This is a genomic window from Collinsella aerofaciens (assembly GCF_009876115.1).
GTDB lineage: Bacteria > Actinomycetota > Coriobacteriia > Coriobacteriales > Coriobacteriaceae > Collinsella > Collinsella aerofaciens_N.
In genome coordinates, this window is record NZ_WWSY01000006.1 from 25,749 (window position 1) to 42,084 (window position 16,336).

14 protein-coding genes are annotated in these 16,336 nt (G+C 60.0%); 3 read left to right on the forward strand and 11 right to left on the reverse strand.

Annotated features, from left to right (window positions below; all coding sequences use genetic code 11):
- Nucleotides 1-16 precede the first annotated feature (16 nt).
- The 9 genes from GT571_RS04675 to idi form a co-directional block, all read right to left on the reverse strand.
- Complete coding sequence (locus GT571_RS04675) at nucleotides 17-1,165, reverse strand: amino acid ABC transporter permease (protein WP_161155818.1); 1,149 nt, start codon at nucleotides 1,163-1,165, stop codon at nucleotides 17-19.
- Between the two features lie 9 nt (nucleotides 1,166-1,174).
- The gene (locus tag GT571_RS04680) at nucleotides 1,175-2,101 is read right to left on the reverse strand and encodes a transporter substrate-binding domain-containing protein (protein WP_161155820.1); all 927 of its coding nucleotides are present in this window, start codon (nucleotides 2,099-2,101) and stop codon (nucleotides 1,175-1,177) included.
- Nucleotides 2,102-2,254: 153 nt separating this feature from the next.
- Nucleotides 2,255-3,148, reverse strand: coding sequence for an aldose 1-epimerase family protein (locus tag GT571_RS04685; RefSeq protein ID WP_161155822.1), 894 nt, complete (start codon nucleotides 3,146-3,148; stop codon nucleotides 2,255-2,257).
- 113 nt (nucleotides 3,149-3,261) lie between these two features.
- Nucleotides 3,262-4,131: a hypothetical protein gene (locus GT571_RS04690; protein WP_161155824.1), complete on the reverse strand. Its 870-nt coding sequence runs from the start codon at nucleotides 4,129-4,131 to the stop codon at nucleotides 3,262-3,264.
- A gap of 195 nt (nucleotides 4,132-4,326) precedes the next feature.
- Nucleotides 4,327-5,196: a MerR family transcriptional regulator gene (locus GT571_RS04695; protein ID WP_117655373.1), complete on the reverse strand. Its 870-nt coding sequence runs from the start codon at nucleotides 5,194-5,196 to the stop codon at nucleotides 4,327-4,329.
- 92 nt (nucleotides 5,197-5,288) lie between these two features.
- The gene (locus tag GT571_RS04700; protein WP_055252424.1) at nucleotides 5,289-5,867 is read right to left on the reverse strand and encodes a UbiX family flavin prenyltransferase; all 579 of its coding nucleotides are present in this window, start codon (nucleotides 5,865-5,867) and stop codon (nucleotides 5,289-5,291) included.
- 33 nt (nucleotides 5,868-5,900) lie between these two features.
- A complete protein-coding gene (locus tag GT571_RS04705) occupies nucleotides 5,901-7,388 on the reverse strand; it encodes a UbiD family decarboxylase (protein ID WP_161155826.1) in 1,488 nt (495 codons plus the stop codon).
- 142 nt (nucleotides 7,389-7,530) lie between these two features.
- Nucleotides 7,531-8,988, reverse strand: a complete 1,458-nt coding sequence (locus GT571_RS04710; protein ID WP_192934640.1) for an SLC13 family permease — start codon at nucleotides 8,986-8,988, stop codon at nucleotides 7,531-7,533.
- Between the two features lie 244 nt (nucleotides 8,989-9,232).
- Nucleotides 9,233-10,180, reverse strand: coding sequence for an isopentenyl-diphosphate Delta-isomerase (gene idi / locus GT571_RS04715; RefSeq protein WP_161155828.1), 948 nt, complete (start codon nucleotides 10,178-10,180; stop codon nucleotides 9,233-9,235).
- A gap of 161 nt (nucleotides 10,181-10,341) precedes the next feature.
- Between idi and GT571_RS04720 the strand changes: the two genes are divergently transcribed.
- Nucleotides 10,342-11,577, forward strand: a complete 1,236-nt coding sequence (locus GT571_RS04720) for an MFS transporter (RefSeq protein ID WP_240136154.1) — start codon at nucleotides 10,342-10,344, stop codon at nucleotides 11,575-11,577.
- A 228-nt stretch (nucleotides 11,578-11,805) separates the two neighbouring features.
- Here the strand turns inward: GT571_RS04720 and GT571_RS04725 are convergent, their stop codons facing one another.
- On the reverse strand, nucleotides 11,806-13,368 hold the full coding sequence (locus tag GT571_RS04725) for a PTS transporter subunit EIIC (RefSeq protein WP_161155830.1): 1,563 nt from the start codon (nucleotides 13,366-13,368) through the stop codon (nucleotides 11,806-11,808).
- A gap of 82 nt (nucleotides 13,369-13,450) precedes the next feature.
- A complete protein-coding gene (locus GT571_RS04730; RefSeq protein ID WP_089573127.1) occupies nucleotides 13,451-14,776 on the reverse strand; it encodes a 6-phospho-alpha-glucosidase in 1,326 nt (441 codons plus the stop codon).
- 298 nt (nucleotides 14,777-15,074) lie between these two features.
- Between GT571_RS04730 and GT571_RS04735 the strand changes: the two genes are divergently transcribed.
- Together GT571_RS04735 and GT571_RS04740 are read left to right on the forward strand one after the other, a co-directional pair.
- Nucleotides 15,075-15,824 carry a MurR/RpiR family transcriptional regulator gene (locus GT571_RS04735; protein ID WP_161155832.1) on the forward strand — a complete coding sequence of 250 codons (750 nt, stop codon included), beginning with the start codon at nucleotides 15,075-15,077 and terminating at the stop codon, nucleotides 15,822-15,824.
- Between the two features lie 60 nt (nucleotides 15,825-15,884).
- Entirely contained in the window at nucleotides 15,885-16,331 is a 447-nt protein-coding gene (locus GT571_RS04740; protein ID WP_161155834.1) for a low molecular weight protein-tyrosine-phosphatase, read from the forward strand.
- The last annotated feature ends 5 nt before the right edge of the window (nucleotides 16,332-16,336 follow it).

The window sequence follows — 16,336 nt, forward strand, 5'->3', positions numbered from 1 at the left end:
TCTCCTCGTCTTAAGCCTAGTTAGAGCTGGGCAGCGTGGCAGGAGCCTCGGCGCCGAGCTTTTTGCCAAAGGCCTCGAGCAGGCGGCTCGCCACGAGCGTCAGGATCAGATAGACCACGAGCGCCACGCAGTAGACCTCCATCTGGCGGTAGTACACGCCGGCGACGGTGGTGGTGGCATACATGAGGTCGAACACGCCGATGACCGAGAGCACCGACGAATCCTTGATGTTGATGATGAGCTCGTTGGTGAGCGCCGGGATCGCGTTTTTAATGCCCTGGGGGAACACGACCTTGCGCATGGCCTGCCACTGCGACAAGCCCAGCGAGCGCGCCGCCTCGGCCTGGCCGGGGTCGATCGACTCGATGCCGCCGCGCAGGACCTCCATCATGTAGGCGGTAGAGTTGAGCGAGATGGTGACAAGGCCGGCGGTGAAGGTGCTCCAAATCTGGTTGGCCTGGGCAGTCTCGAAGCCCATGCCGCGCAAAACGGTGAAGCCCGCGTAATAGATGAGCAGGCCCTGGACCATCATGGGCGTACCGCGCACGATGGTGGAGTAGACGGTCGCAAAGCCGCGGCCGATACTCTTAAAGAAGCGCACCAGGTCGTTATCCACGCGGTCGAACGTCTGAATACGCAGGAACACAAAGAGCAGCGCCAGGAAGAATGCGATGACGGTGCCGAAGGTCGCGAGCGCAATGGTGATCTCGATACCGCGGATGAAGAAGTCACCACTCTTGTAGGTCATGTAGACCAGGCTCGACAAGAAGTCGCTGGGGTTGGAGTCCGAGACAATGCTCACCTGCACCAGGTCGATAAATGACATGACGCAGCGGTCGATAAAGAAAACTGCCGCGATGGCGACCACGACATAGCTGCCCAAGCGTGCGCCGCGACGGAAACGCTCGGATGCGAACGGCGACGTTTCGCGATAGTCGCCCCAATGCATGAGCTTGGTGACAAGCGCCGCCGCCGACACGACGAGCCACGCCCACAGGATCGCCCAAAGGCAATCTTGGAACACGCCCGTGGGGGCCAAAAAGCTCAGCGGTGTGGGGTTGCGCTGGCTAAACGCCAGGCCGAGCGCCGCGATGACGCTCGTGCCCAGGTACACATAACGATGGTCGGCCTTGATAAAGGAGGCCAGACGATTGACTGTTTTCATGCTGCCTCCCTATGCCGGCTGACGGTCGAGGCACGCGTCCCACATCTGGTCGCGCTCCTCCTGGCTGATGCCCTTGAGCGTCTTATCGATAAGTTTGAGCAGCTTGTCCGAGCCCTTGCGGCAGCCGACGTTTGCCGTAACCTCCTGCTTAAAGCCCTCGCCCTCCGCAAAGCGAATGGGCACGATGCCCGGGTTTTGGGCCATATAGCCCTTCTCGTTCTCGGTGTTGTAGGTCACAGCGTCACAAGTGCCCTGCAGCAGGTTCGAGAACACCGTGGGTACCGAATCGACCGGATTTTTGTGGACGACGCCCGGGATCTCGTCAATGACGGTGTCGAGCATCGTGTCCTTTTGGCCGAGCACCGTGGCGCCGCTAAAGTCGCTGAGCTTGGTCGCGTTTTGGTAGGGCGAGCCCTCTTTTACGAATAGGCCAAAGTAGCCGATAAAGTACGGATCGGAAAAGCCAACGGACTCCTCGCGCTCGGGCGTGGCGCTCATGCCGGCGATGATGAGGTCGATCTGGCCGTTGTTGAGCGAGTCGATAAGGCCCGAGAAGCTCTGCTTGACGGCGACGGGCTCGCCGCCGAGGGCCTTGCAGACGATCTTGGCGATCTGCACGTCGTAGCCATCGGCATAGGCGCCCTGCACGTTGTCGATGGGGATCGTGAACTCGCTGGCCTCGGAAACCTGCCAGTTGTACGGGGCGTAGGCCGCCTCCATGCCGATGCGGATCTTGTCCTTGCCGATAACGGAATCGGACAGGTCGTCGCGACCGCCGCCCGTCGTGGGCTGAACTACTTCCAGCGTGGAGGGGCGCTGGCAACCGGCAAGTGCGCCGGCGACGACAGAAGCGCTCGCAGCGAGAGCACTACCCAAAAAGATGCGACGGCTGCATACCGGCTGTGGATGCGCGTCGCGCTGTAGTCGAGGTTGCATCTGATGCCTTCCTGTTTTGCTTTGCTGACAACAGAACAGGATAGCGCAGCGGCGGAACCGATGGGGCGTACGCAAAAGTTTAACGAACGTCCCCAACGACTACCTACCAAAAAGCCTCCCTGCTGGGGATGGCGGGGAGGCTAGCTGTCACATCTAGAACAGGGTGACGCTAAAGGAACGGGTGTCGGTAGCGCCCGGCGCCAGCGTAATGGTGTTGACCTTGTGCTCAAAGACGTCGTCCTCGGTGTCCATGGTGGTGTGACCAGTCCAGGGCTCGAGTGCCACAAACGGGGCGTCGTTGGCGGCAGACCACACGCCGATGTACTTAAAGCCCTCAAAGTCGATCTTGACGCCGTGGCCCGACTTGCGACCGCGCAGCGTGAGCGTGGAGCCCGGAGCATCGGTGAACATGATAGCGTCGTTATCGAAGCTGCGGTGCGTGATGGGCAGCACGTCCGAGTTATCGGGAGCCTTGTAGCTACCCTCGAACGTCATAAGACCGTCGGGCGTGATGATGGGGGCCTCGTTAGTCCAAGCCTCGGTAAACGCCAGCTCGTAATCCTCGAATGCCTCGTCCTCAGCACCGGGGACGGGCACGTTAAATGCGGGGTGGCCGCCCACCGAGAACGGCAGGTCCACGTCGCCGGTGTTGGTGACGGCGAAGGTCTGCGTGAGGGTGGCGTCACCAGTCAGGGCATAGGTCATGTTGAGCTTAAAGTGGAACGGGAACGCCTTGAGCGACTCGGGCGTGTCAGTGATCTCGTACGTTACCGAGGAGCCGTCCTCCGAAACCTCGACCAACTTGTGCTCGACGATACGAGCGAGTCCGTGGCGCGGCATCTCGCAGGTGCCGGCCGCAGATGTCGCCATGTTGTTGCGCAGCGATCCCACGATGGGGAACAGAATGGGCGCGTGCTTGCCCCAAAAGGCCGGGTCGCCCTGCCACAGATACTCGTTGCCGTTGAGGGCAAGGCTCGTGAGCTGGGCACCCATGGAATCGATGGCCGCGGTGAGGCCGCCGCGCTTGATGGTGGTGACGGTGGACATGCTACTTCCTCCAAAAGTAAACAACAGTGTCGAGGGCTATTGTCCCACTCTTGGCGGCGGGACGGGACGGCAGGCGATTATTGAGTAGCCATAGCGGAATGAGCGGCGAGCGCCTACTGGGTATCCACGTAAAGGTCAAACCCGCCCTGCGGTGTGGTGTCGACCGTGTCGGGCGCCTGTGAGTTAAAGCTCGCGGGGACCATACGCTTTGAGGCGCGGAAGCGCGTGCCATCGGTGGCGACGGGCGGTTCATCGACCGTGAGCTCGTAGTCGCCAGGCTTGAGCTCGATGCCGTCACCAGCGGAGTTGACATATTGATACTCGTCAATCGTCTGCCCTTTGAGCGTGCGCCCCACGATGTGGATGAGCATTTGGCTGTCGCCGCGCGCGGTGTCCCACGTCGCGCCGTCCTTGACCTCGACCGACACATGTACCGAGCGCGTACGACCGAGCGATTGCTCGACGGACATCTCGACCTTGGCGGCGTCTTTTCGCTGTTGCTCGACATGGCTCCAGACGTTTCCAATTGCTGAGCAGGCGATAACGCCGGCCATGAAGGCGATAAGGATGGGGCCAAGCGGAGAACGACGTCCTGCATCTTCCTCGCGAGACAGATTGGGGCGATGCGTGGGCGCGGGCGCCTGGGCACCCTGCGAGGGCACGTCGAGAATGCTGAAGGATGCCGTACTGCCGGGGTCGATGTTATGGCGCGGCTGCGGGATCTTGGCCGGCGAGATGGACATGTCCGCCGGCTCGCCGAGCGTGGCCGTGGCATCGGCCTTCGCCTCGTCGGCCTCGGCCTGGGCCCAAGCCTGTTCAAAGGTTAGGGGTTCGGCGGCATCGGAGGCGGCTTCAGGCTCGACACCGGCATCGTTGCCGGTCTCGTCCTCGTCGCTCGACACGTCACACGGCGCGGGCTCGTCCCACTCTTCGTCCGGAGCCTCGCCCTCGCTATACCACCATTCAAAGTTATCGATATCCATACGGGGCGCCCCCTTGGCCTCGCAAATAAACACTTGCTAGCCTTATACCCCCAGATGACACGGGAGCTCGCCGGCACAGACAGGAAAAGCGTCACAACATTCGACGCTTTTCCTCGTTTTCGAGATTTTCATCGAATGTTGTGATGGTTTGGGCGGCAGCCATGCCGCGAATGTGACAAAGGGACTGTCCCTTTGTCACATCTGGAGGGTAACGGGGATTTGGATGCAGCAAAAGTCCTCTTGGTGTGACTCGTCGTAGCTCGTGGTATCGAGGTAGCAAAAGTCGAAAGCGTTGCCAACGGGCTGGAGCGCGTGCTCGTCCATGCAGGCAACGATGGCGCGGATGCCCTCGGGCTCGTACGGCATACCCCAGCGGCTCATGCACAGGTATGTGCCCTCGGGCAGCACTTCGATGCCGATCTCTGCCAGCTCGGCGGGATCGCTCGGCAGCAGTTCCTCGACACCGCGCGGCAGCACGGCAAAGGAGCCCGCGCCGGCGATAGGGTCGTCGGAATGCAGCGCCTCACGACGCAGCATGGCACCCCAGCCGCGCATAGGGCGCGTGCCCGTCAACGCACGCATGCGCAGGATGGCCCGCATGAGCGTGGGGTGAAGCATCGAGCGGCCGCGCTCGATATCGCCTGGAAACTCCTCAAAGACCACGAAGCGGCGCTCGAACTGCTTGAGCTCCGGCTTGCCCTCGCGCTCGCGCCAGTAAACTGCCTCGTCGTAAAAGCTCAGACGCTCCTGCACGCTCGCACGCTCGGCTTTGAGCCCGGCAATCTGCTCGTCGAGCGCCTGCACCCGCGAGCGCAGGTGATCGGTCATCTCGCTAATGTCGAACGTCGAGGCTAGGCGGTCGATCTCATCGAGTTCGAGCCCTAGGTCGCGCAGCATGCAGATCAGACGCATGAGCGGGATCTGCGTGGGCGAATAGAAACGGTAGCCTTTTTCGTTAACCACGGCGGGCTTAAACAGGCCGATCTTGTCGTAGTAGATGAGCGTTTGGCGCGAAACGTTAAACAAACTCGCCATCTCGCTAATCGCATACATGCCCGTCTGCATAGGTCCTCCCGACACATCCTTTTTGCGCACAAAGCCCGCCGCCCACAGGGGCAGCGGGCTCAAACACTACTCGTATCCTACCCTAAAGACGCCTATGACCAGCGCTTATAGTTTGCGCATGACACGCCGACGGCCTCGAGCGCCTTGGCGGCGATGTGGTGCACCGCGTCATCGAGCGTGGCGGGGCCGTTGTAAAACGTGAGCATGGGCGGCATGAGCATGACGCCCGGTACGCGCGCAAGGCGCGCCATGTTGTCGACATGAATGGCGCTGAAGGGCGTCTCGCGCACCATGAGCACCAGGCGGCGCTGCTCTTTCATCTGCACGTCGGCCGCACGCAGCAACAGATTGTCGCTGTAGCCGCTCGCGATGCCGGCGAGCGTCTTCATGGAGCACGGGGCCACGATCATGCCGTCGACCGGATAGGTGCCGCTTGCGATGGCGGCGCCGATGTTCTTGTTGTCGTAGACCACATCGGCATGCGTGGCAAACTCGTCGAGCGTCATGCCGAGCTCCTGCTCGATGGTGATCTCTCCCCCGCGCGTGACGACAAGCGCCGACTCGGCACCTGCCTGGCGCAGGCATTTGAGGCACTCAAGACCCAGCGCGGCACCGCTGGCGCCAGACACGCCAACGACAATGCGACGGGGACGGACAGAAGACTCAGGCATGACGGCTCCTTAACTACTTGGTAGGGCTACTTACTAGAAAGCAATCTCCTTGGCCCACTTGTCTGTGTCGATCTCCATGAACTGCGAGCGAATGAAGTTCTTCTTGAGGTCGAACGGGACCGTGCAGTCGAAGATGGCCTTGCAGGCGATGCCGTGCTCGCGGATCGTGGGGTCGAACGCGGGGTCGTTGGACGGATCGAGCACGTGGCAGTGGCAACCGGGGATGGTGATGAGGTCCACGTCGGCCTGGAAGCGCGTGGTCATGGCCCACATCACGTCGCTCATATCGAAGATATCGACATCCTCGTCAACAAGGATGACGTGCTTGAGCTCGGAGAATGCCGAGAAGGCGAGCATGGCGGCGTTGCGCTGACGGCCCTCGTCATTTTTGCTCGACTTCTTGAACTGCATGATGGCAACGAACTTGCCGCCGCCGCAGGGGGCAGCGTGGACGTTGAGCAGGCGGCCCGGGATGGCGGTCTCGACCATCTTGTAGATGGATGCCTCGGTGGGGATGCCGGCCATGGACACGTGCTCGTGCGAGGGACCGATGCAGCTCTCCATGATGGGATTGACGCGCGTGGTGACGGCGGTGATCTTGATCACCGGGCAGACCTTGGCGCCACCGGTGTAGCCGGGGAACTCGGGCATGGCGTAGCCGTGGCCGTTGACGTCCTCGTTGATGGTCTCGTCGTGCATGAGGTAGCCCTCGAGCACATACTCGGCATTGGCGATGCACTTCTGCGGAACGGTGACGCAGTCGGCAAGCTCGACGGCGTGGCCGCGCAGGGCGCCGGCGATCTGCAGCTCGTTGAAGCCGAGCGGTGTGGTGGGAGCCTCAAAACCGCAGCACATGTACACGGCGGGGTCCAAACCGATGGAGATGGAGATGGGCATGTCTTCGCCGCGCTGGCAGTACTCGTCAAAGAACGCGCCCAGGTGACGGCTGCCGGGGGTAATCCACATGGCAAGCTTATCCTTGTCGACGCAGGAGAAGCGGTGGATGGTCACGTCGGACTGGGAGCCGTCGGGGCTCGTGCCGTAGGCGAGGCCCATGGTGATGTAGGGGCCGCCGTCGACGGGCGTGTTGGTAGGAGCGGGAACGATCTTGCGCAGGTCAAAGCCCTCGTCGGTCGCCTTGTACACGACCTCCTGACAGTCGACGTGCACACCCTCGGCGATCTGCTCGGGCGCGATCAGGTTCTCGAAGCGCTTGCCGATCTCGAGGCCCAGGTGCTCCTCGTCCAGGTCGAGCAGGGCGGCAACGCGCTTGCGGCTGGCAAGCATGCCGATGCAGACCTTGGCATCGTCAAAGCCCTTGACGTTGTTGAAGACCATCGCCGGACCCTCTTTGGTCGGGCGCATAACGGTACCGCCGGCGCCGACGTGACGGTAGACGCCCGAGACCTCGGCATCGGGATCGACCTGAGTGTCGGTCTCGAGCAGCTGGCCCGGCATCTCGCGCAAAAAGTCGAGCGCGGAGCGCAGGTCGTGGATCTGGGAAGCATCGGTAGTGGACATAGCATGCTCCTTTCGGGAGAGTGCCCGGCGGCGAGGATGCCGCCGGGCTTGGTAACGTAATGGGGCCGCAGCGCTCATAGATGGGGCGCTCGGGCACTCGCAGTTCAAGCACTCGGCTAATTACAGCCAAGCACTCGACTGCTTACATCAGGCCAAAGAGGTGGAACCAGGCGGCCTCGACCAGCACGACGATAAAGACGACCGCGGTGAGGGGAATACCCATGCGCATGGCCTCTTTGGAGGTGTAGCCGCCGGCGTCCTTGCCCTCGCCGATAAGGATCGGCAGGTTGTGGAACGGCAGGATGTAGTGGATGTTGATGGACGTGAAGACGATGAGCGCCACGGCAAGCGGGCTTACGCTGGAGCCGGCCGCGAAGCTGATGAACGCCGGCACGCACACACCGAGCACGGCCATGACCGAGCCCATGAACATGTGGATGATCATGGAGAGCGCGGCGACGAGCAGGGCGAACAGGAAGATGTTCTCGGGCACGGAGCTGGGAAGCACGACGTCGGCGATCCAGGCGTTCATGCCGGTGGCGCCGCCCACGGAACCCACGGCCATGGCGGCCGTCAGGAACATGAGGGACTTGATGTCGACAGCGTTCCAGCTGGCAGGAGTGAGAACCTCGCCGATGATGGGCATGGCGAGCGCGACACCGATGGCAAGTGTCACCCAGCCGATGTAATCGCCCGAGACGGTAAGCCACAGCGCGATGGCGATGACAAGCCACACGATGGTGCGGATCTCCTTGACGGAGAGCTTGCCGAGCGCGGCCTGCTTGGCCACGATCTGCTCGCGATCGTAAACGAGCTCCTTGCTGGGCTTAAAGAGGAAGAGGCCCAGGAACAGGGTGCACAGCAGCGCGACCAGCATAGGCACGCTCATGTACAGGAACCAGTCGACGAAGGACGGGCTCATGCCGCCGGCCTCGGCGCTGTACTGCGCGACGAGCGGGTTGAGTGTGGAGTCGCCCGTCAGGAAGAACATGGAGCCCGGGGCGGCAGCGGCAAACACGAGGAATCCGAGCTTGCCGCGGTCATCGTCACCGTAGCCGGCGGACTCGGCGATGACCGAGACGACGGCGAGGATGAGGAAGGCGCGGGGGAACGGGTGCGGGATCAGCAGCGACAGCACAAAGGTGAGCGCGAAGATTGAGATGATGAGCGACTTGGCATCGCGCACGAACTTGAGCATAAACGCATAGGCGATGCGCTCGCCCAGGCCCGACTCCTTGACCGCGCTGGCGATGAGGTAGGCGCCGATGACGAGCCACATGGTAGCTTTGGTCCACGAGCTAAACGTGGAGGCGACCGTCGCCGAGATGCTCGCGGCGCCCGTGTCGTCCACGCACACCTTGAACAGAACGAGCAGCGCGCAGTAGAGCAGGCCCACAAAGCCCGGCTGTGCCACGCCACATGCCCAGAACACCACCGTGGCGAGCGTCAGTGCTAGACAGGTCTGAGCGCCGACCGTAAGCTCGACCGTCGAGCTCAGCTCCGCCAAAGGAAGAAACTTCACCAGCAAAAAGACAACGATACCCAGCACAAAGCCAATTTCGCGCTTGGTGATCTTAAACGCCTTCTTTTCCGCTTCCATCTCCCCACCTTTCTTGTTGGGGGCGCTCCGGATTCGCAGCCACGTTGCCACTTAAAAAGGGGCGCCCGTTATCGGACACCCCTTACGTTGCGCTGTGTTGCGGCAATACAGTCAAGCGGGATTTTTGGATGAGAAGCGATCCCCTAGACAAAAACCGTCACAACATTCGACGCTTTTCCTCGTTTTCGAGATTTTCATCGAATGTTGTGACGGTTTGGATGTGCCAAAGGGACTGTCTTTTGTTTCACATAGCGAGAGCCGTACGGATGGATGGGTCGCTGAGGGCCTCGCGGAGCCAGGGGGCCAGCTGCTCGGGGTGACCCTGCAGATAGCCTTTGAGCTCGGAGGGCGCCACGCGGCGCACTTCCGAGATCTCCTCTTGGTTGATATGCAGCTCGCCCGGCTCAACATGGGCTACGAACACCTCGCACCATTCGCACTCGCAGCGGCCGTCGCCGTGGTCCTCGCGGTACACCACGTGTCCGAGGTGCTTGAGCTGATCGGGCTCGCGCGTGATGCCAAGCTCTTCGTTGATGCGACGTGCCGTGGCGGCCGCGACGTCTTCCCCGGGGAGCGGATGGCCGGCACAGCTATCGGCCAGCACCCCGCCCCACAGTCGTTTGAGCGGACTGCGGCGACAGAGCAGCAGGCGCGCGTCTTCGCCCTGGCCCTCGACCAGAAGCGTCAGAAATGCCTGATGCAGAATGCCCTCGCCGGTATGGGCCTCGATGCGATCGACGGGGCCGAGCGCCTCGCCGGTCGCGGCATCGACCGCCACGACCTCGGCGCCTGCGCCGCCCTCATCCCAGCCGGCGCGCAGAATGCGGGCTGCGGCCTCCTCGAGCGCGGCAATGAGTTCCTTGGTGGTATCGAGCATGCGCCGCAAGTCGTCCGCGGTCGCGTTCTCCACATGAAAACCCGTGCTTACGACTACCGGCACGCCAAAGCGCGTGGCCAGCGCCGCCGCGATATCGTGCGCCGGGATCTCGTCTCGATGACACGGAACGGCCAGGATGCTCACCGTCGCCGTACGGCCGGGCTCGAGGCGCGGAATGGCCTGCGCCGTGGCGCCCAGGTGCGCGAACTCAGGCGAGCAGGCGTACACCGCCATGCCTCGCGGCGTCACCGTCAACTGGGCCTCGAGCACAAACTTGCCCTCGCCCACTGCAACCTTTGTCGTGTGCATACCCATGGGATCTCCTGTCGCCCGCAATGTACCTGAGACCATCTTCGCCTGTATTGCGACTATACAGGCAAGCGCAGCCTGCGACAAAGGAGGCAGGCACCTGACACATTCTGTTAGAGTTGCAGGGATTGAATCCCGCTTATTCATGCGACATTGGAGTGACAACCTTGACCGCCGCAACCACGTCTAAAAGTAAATCAACCGCCGCCGCGCTCTCCCCCGCGCGCACCAGGCTCTGCCTGGCGCTGCTCGTGCTGTTGGGATTCTCGCTCGGCTGCTCCGAGTTCGTGGTCATCGGCATCGAAAGTGACTTGGCGACGGAACTCGGCATCTCGCTTGCCACTGCGGGCCAGCTCATCAGCGTTTTTGCACTGGTCTACGCCATCGCGACGCCGGTGCTTGCGCTCAGCACGGGGCGCTTCCGTCGTTACCAGCTGCTCGTGTGCTACAGCATTATCTTTGTGCTCGGCAATCTGGTCATGGCGTTGGCGCCCAACTTCCAGGTACTGTTTATCTCGCGCATTGTCCTGGGATCCGTCTCGGGCGCACTGCTCGCCGTGGGCGTGACGTACATCCCCGAGCTGCTGTCCCCGCAGCAAACTTCGCTTGCCATCTCGGTGGTATATGGTGCGTTTTCCGTGGCAATGGTCTTTGTCACTTCGATCGGCAAGTTCGTGGCCGACACGCTCGATTGGCACGTGGCCATGTACGGCACGCTGACCTTTGCCGTTTTGATCTGCGGAGCGCTCGTGGCGTTTATGCCGCGCGCTGGGCAAACCGACGAGCCTGCCACCTTTCGCGAGCAGGCGGGGCTTCTACGCGAACCGAGCATCATCACCGGCATGCTCATCTTTTTGTTTGGCGTGGGATCGGTCTATGTGTTCTACGGCTACGTGACGCCTTATCTTGAGCAGGTGCTGGGCATGGGCACTGTTCAGGCGAGCACCACGCTTATGGCCTACGGCGTGTTCTGCCTAATCTCGAACATCTTGGGCGGATGGATCGACGCGCGTTTTGGCATGAAGGCACTGCTGGTTACGTTCGCGCTGCAGGCGGCGGCATTGTTTGGGCTGTTTGCCGTGGGCGCTGCCATGCCGCTCGCACTTGTCTTTGTCTTTAGTCTGGCAATGCTCATGTACCTGTTCTCGGTCTCGTGCATCACGCACTTTATGGACGTGGCTCGCAGCCGCCATCCCAAGTCGATGGTACTCGCAAGTTCGGTTGAGCCCATGGCGTTTAACGTCGGTATCTCGTTTGGCACTGCAGTGGGCGGCGCCGTGGTAAGCAGCGTTGGCATTGCATACGTAGGCGCAGTGGGCGCCGCGTTCTCGCTTGTGGCCTGGGCGCTTACGCTGGTGACGATTAAGTTGGCTCGCTGGGAGCGCAGGCGGGCAAGGACGTAGAGCGAGGTTCCCTCTAAAACGTCTATCGTTCCAGTCGCGACGCTTACCTGACGACAGACTAAGCCAGCTCCTTTAGCTGTGGTTCGATCGCATGTACTTCGAATGCACGATTTTCCAGTTTTCGTGTATCCGAAGTACACGAAATGTGCGCGGGGCACCTCAAAGGCGGCGGCAGACGCATTGTCTGCCGCCGCCTTTTATACTGGATTTTATAGATATGCGAGTCGTTTACTCCATGCCCAGCAGCTCGCGCATCTGAGTTGCGTAGTTAGATGCCATGTTGCCGTAGACAATCTGCACGCCGCCGTTGACATGCACGATGCCACGCGCTTCGAGCTTTTCGGTAAACTCGGCGTCATCAACCACCTTGTCACAGTCATTGAGCTGGATGCGCAGACGGGTGAAGCAGGCCTCGACAGACTTAATATTGTTGTCGCCGCCCACTGCCTCAACGATGGCGGGAATGAGGTCGCTGATCACAGTCTTGGGAGCCTTTGCGGCCTCATCGTCGGACTCTTCCTCGCGGCCGGGGGTCTTAAGGTCCTTCTTAAGAATGATGAACTTGAAGACGAAGTAGTACACCACGAAGTAGATGGGGCCGAGGAACAGGATAACCTGCCAGTTGGAGCCCTTGGCTGCACCCATAATGCCGTTAAAGATCAACGACAAGAGCGGGCCGCCGAAGGACGCGGAGCCAGCCACGTTGAACTGCAGGATATAGGTCAGCGCATAAGCAAGACCAGCCATAAGAGCGTGGAACACGTAGAGGATGGGCGCGATAAACAGGAAGGAGTACTCGAGCGGCTCGGTAATGCCGGAGAGGATGCAAGGCACCACGATGGCGATCATGAGTGCTGCGGTCTTCTTCTTGTTCTTGGGAAGCGCCGTCTTGTAGAAGGCGAGTGCAGCGCCGGGCAGGCCGAACATGGCGAAGATAACCTTGCCGTTCATGACAAAACGGCTGACCTCGATGTTAAACGGCGTGCTGGGAGAGCCCAGGATCGCATTGTAGATATTGATAGCGCCCTGAACAGTCTGGCCGTCGATGGTCTCGACGCCACCGAGCGACGTGAAGAAGAACGGCAAATAGACAAAGTGGTGCAGACCAAAAGGCAGGAGCATGCGCTCGCCGGCGCCGTAGACAAATGCACCAAAGGCACCCGTAGTCTTGATGAACTCGGACAGCGCACCGAGAGCGTTCTGAATAAACGGGAAAACAAAGGACATGACCAATGCGAGGATGCTGCATGAGAGCAGCGTCACCGCCGGGATAAAGCGCGTGCCGTTGAAGATGGAGAACACGGCAGGCAGCTCAATCTTGTAGTAACGGTTATGCAACCATGCGACGATTGCGCCTACCAGAAGACCGCCGATAACGCCGGTGTCGAGCGTGGTGATGCCGAGGATCGTGCTCTGGCCCGTCGTAAGATTCGCGGGATCGATGACACCAGTCGCCGTAAGGAACGTGCCCATCACGGAGTTCATGCACATGTAGCCCAAAAAGCCACAAAGCGCCGCGGTAGCCTTCTCGGACTTGGCGAAGCCATAGGCGAGACAAATCGAGAAGATAACCGGGATGTTGTTCATAACGATGCTGGCAGCGGCCTTGAGAATCGAAAAGAAGATCGCAAAGCCCGGAGCAGCAAGCCAGGGAACAGCTGCCGTAAGGGTGGGGCTGGTAAAGGCATTGCCAAAGCCCTGAAGGATGCCGGCGATTGGCAGGATCAGGACAGGCGTCATGAGGACTTTGCCCAGACGCTGGAACTTTGCCAGCAGCTCATCTTTGTTCATGGGATACCCCTCTTAAAGAAACGGGGCGTGCAGTTCTACAACCCACACGCCCCATAACAGTTATCAAGCGCTATGGAACTAGCTACTTAAGCTCCGGCCAGTAATCCTTATTGGCCTCGATGAGCTTGTCGAGCACTTTGCGAGCCTTCTTTGCGTCACCGACCAGACGATTAAGCGTGAGTGCCTGCAGAGCCTTCTCGTAGGAACCCTCCATCCAAGCCTCAACAGTCAGGCGCTCATAGGCGTACTGGTTCTCCATAAGGCCGCGATAGAAGGTACCGATCTTGCCAACAGCATAGGGCTGCGGGCCATTGGCGCCCACGCTTGCCGCGACCTCGACCATGGCGTCATCGGGCATGCCCTCGATAATGCCGTTGTTGGGCACGATGACAATGAAGGTCTTGTTGGTGTTGCGATAAATGGCCGAGGTGATTTCCACGATCATATCGCCATGAGCGTCGTTTTGCACAACCGAGGAGTTCTTTGCGGTGCCGACTTTGGCAACACGCTCGCACTCGGCGAACACGCGCTTTTCACGACCGTTGATAACCTCGTCGGAGCGAGTGTAGTCGGGGTCGAGGTGAGCGACCTTGTACTCGGGATACAGATAGTACTGCAGATAAGTGTTGGGCAGATAGTCGGGGAAGTCCTCGAGCATGTCCTTGACCATGGCGTAGGTATCAAGCCAGGACTGGTCACGCTGCTCGGCATCGGCAGGAAGGAAGCCGTTCTTCTCCGTGTACTCCTTAATCTGCGGGACGAGGTCATGGCCCTCTTCATCGTAGATGTGCTTGAACCAACCGAAGTGATTGAGGCCGAAGTACACGGGCTCCGTCTTGCTCATATCGCGACCGAGCAGGCGACCGTAAGAGCGCATGAGGTTGACAGGCTGGTCGCAGATGTTGAGGACGCGATGCTCATCGGGCAGGACGCGCTCGAGACCATATGCCACAATAGCAGCCGGGTTGGTGTAGTTGATAATCCACGCCTCCGGGCTATGAGCGCGAACGTCGTTGACGATCTCAACCATGTCATGCATGGAGCGCATACCGTAAGCCATGCCGCCAGGGCCCACCGTTTCCTGGCCGATGATTCCCATATGCAGCGGAATCTTCTCGTCCTTGCTGCGCATCTCGTAGCCGCCGGTACGAATCTGGCAGAGCACAAAGTCAACGTCGGTGTATGCCTCGTCCTTATCGGTGGTGTAACCAAACTCCACACCGGGCTCCTCCTCGGCAAAGAGGATCTTGCCAAACTCGCCGATCGGACGCTGACGCTCGGCATCGATGTCATAGAGCATCACGCGGTTCAGCGGCAGAATGTCCATGTGCTTGGTCAGGGCTTTAAGAATGCCAGGGCACCACGTGGAGCCGCCGCCAACGATCACAATATTGAGCTTATCCTTCATGTTCCGTCCCTCCAGGGTTGGCTGATCGGTGTTCTCGAAGACCTTGGGCTCCGCGGTTGTCCTCGGCTTGCTTCGTTTCGATTGATATTTTGCGACATAAGGTCATTTGCGAGTCCCCGTGTGGGCCAATGCGAAACGGGGACACATGATTTCGCTCACGACACAGATATGTGTAGGCAAACACGCGCGTTTGCCCAGTTCATGGGCAATAGGCAATCTTGACCGATTACCGATTTCTCACCTGGCTACACAAAGCGGTACCATATATACGGCGAGGTGCGAGGGGCTGAAACATCTTATGAAAGATCAAGAATCTTTTTATGATCATGTGCGAGCTGGCGAGAGCAAGCTCAACGATCTCGAAAGCGAGATCATGCGCTACATCATCGAGCTGCGTGATGATATTGACGATGTCACGCTTAAGAGCGTTGCTGAACGGTTCTTCGTCGCTCCCAATACAATCGTCAGGCTTGCCCATAAGCTTGACTTCTCGGGGTTTACGGAGCTCAAACAATCGTATTCCGCCTCGCTCGACCGCAATCGATTCACTATCGAGGCACTTCCTCTTGATACCCAGCTCGTACAGACCAAAGATCTGCTTAACGACCGGGTCATCGATTCGGTTGTGAGTCTTATCCAGGACGCCTCGCATATCGTGTTCTTCTGCTCGGGTTTTTCGAAGTACCCGTGCCTCGAAATGGCTGAAAAGCTCAAAATAATGGGCAAGAATACCGACACGCTCAGTGAACGCCACGTCATGAGGCATTACGCAGAACTGCTTGGCAAAAACGACCTGGTCTTCAGCGTTTCAGTCAGCGGTGAGACGCAGGTGTCTATTGACGCCACATCGATAGCCAAAACGCGCGGATGCAAGGTCGTCACGCTCACCGGCTTTTCTCGAAATTCTCTCTCGAAACTAGCCGACTACCCCATCTACACCGTGCAAAAAGAAATCCGCTTGGGCAGCATGGACCTCGACAGTCGATTGATGTTCTATTACGTTTTCGAATTGATATTTGAGCGTTACTTCAAACTGGCCAAGAAATAAAACTTGGCATGCGTCCGGCTTCGACCCTTTAGCAGCCTTCTATATGAAAGGTATCGTCCTATGCAACGCGTACTGTTTATCTGTCATGGGAACATCTGCCGCTCGACGATGGCTGAGTCCGTGTTTACCGAGCTGGTGCGCCGCGCTGGGCGCGCGGGCGAGTTTGTCATCGATTCTGCAGCGACCTCGACCGAGGAGATCGGCAACCCGCCGCACCACGGTACCGTTGCCAAGCTACGCGAGGTCGGAATCCCCGTCGTCGCCCACCGCGCGCGCCAGGTGCGTCGCGCGGAGTATGGCGACTGGGATCGCATTGTCTATATGGATGCTGAGAACGCGCGCGGCCTGCGTCGCATCTTTGGCGACGACCCCGACGGCAGGATTACGCGCTTGCTCGACTGGACCGATCGCCCCGGCGACGTGGCCGATCCCTGGTATACCGGCAATTTCGATGCCACCTACCGCGACGTGCTCGCCGGTTGCGCCGCTATGCTCGAGCAGCTGTAGGTTCG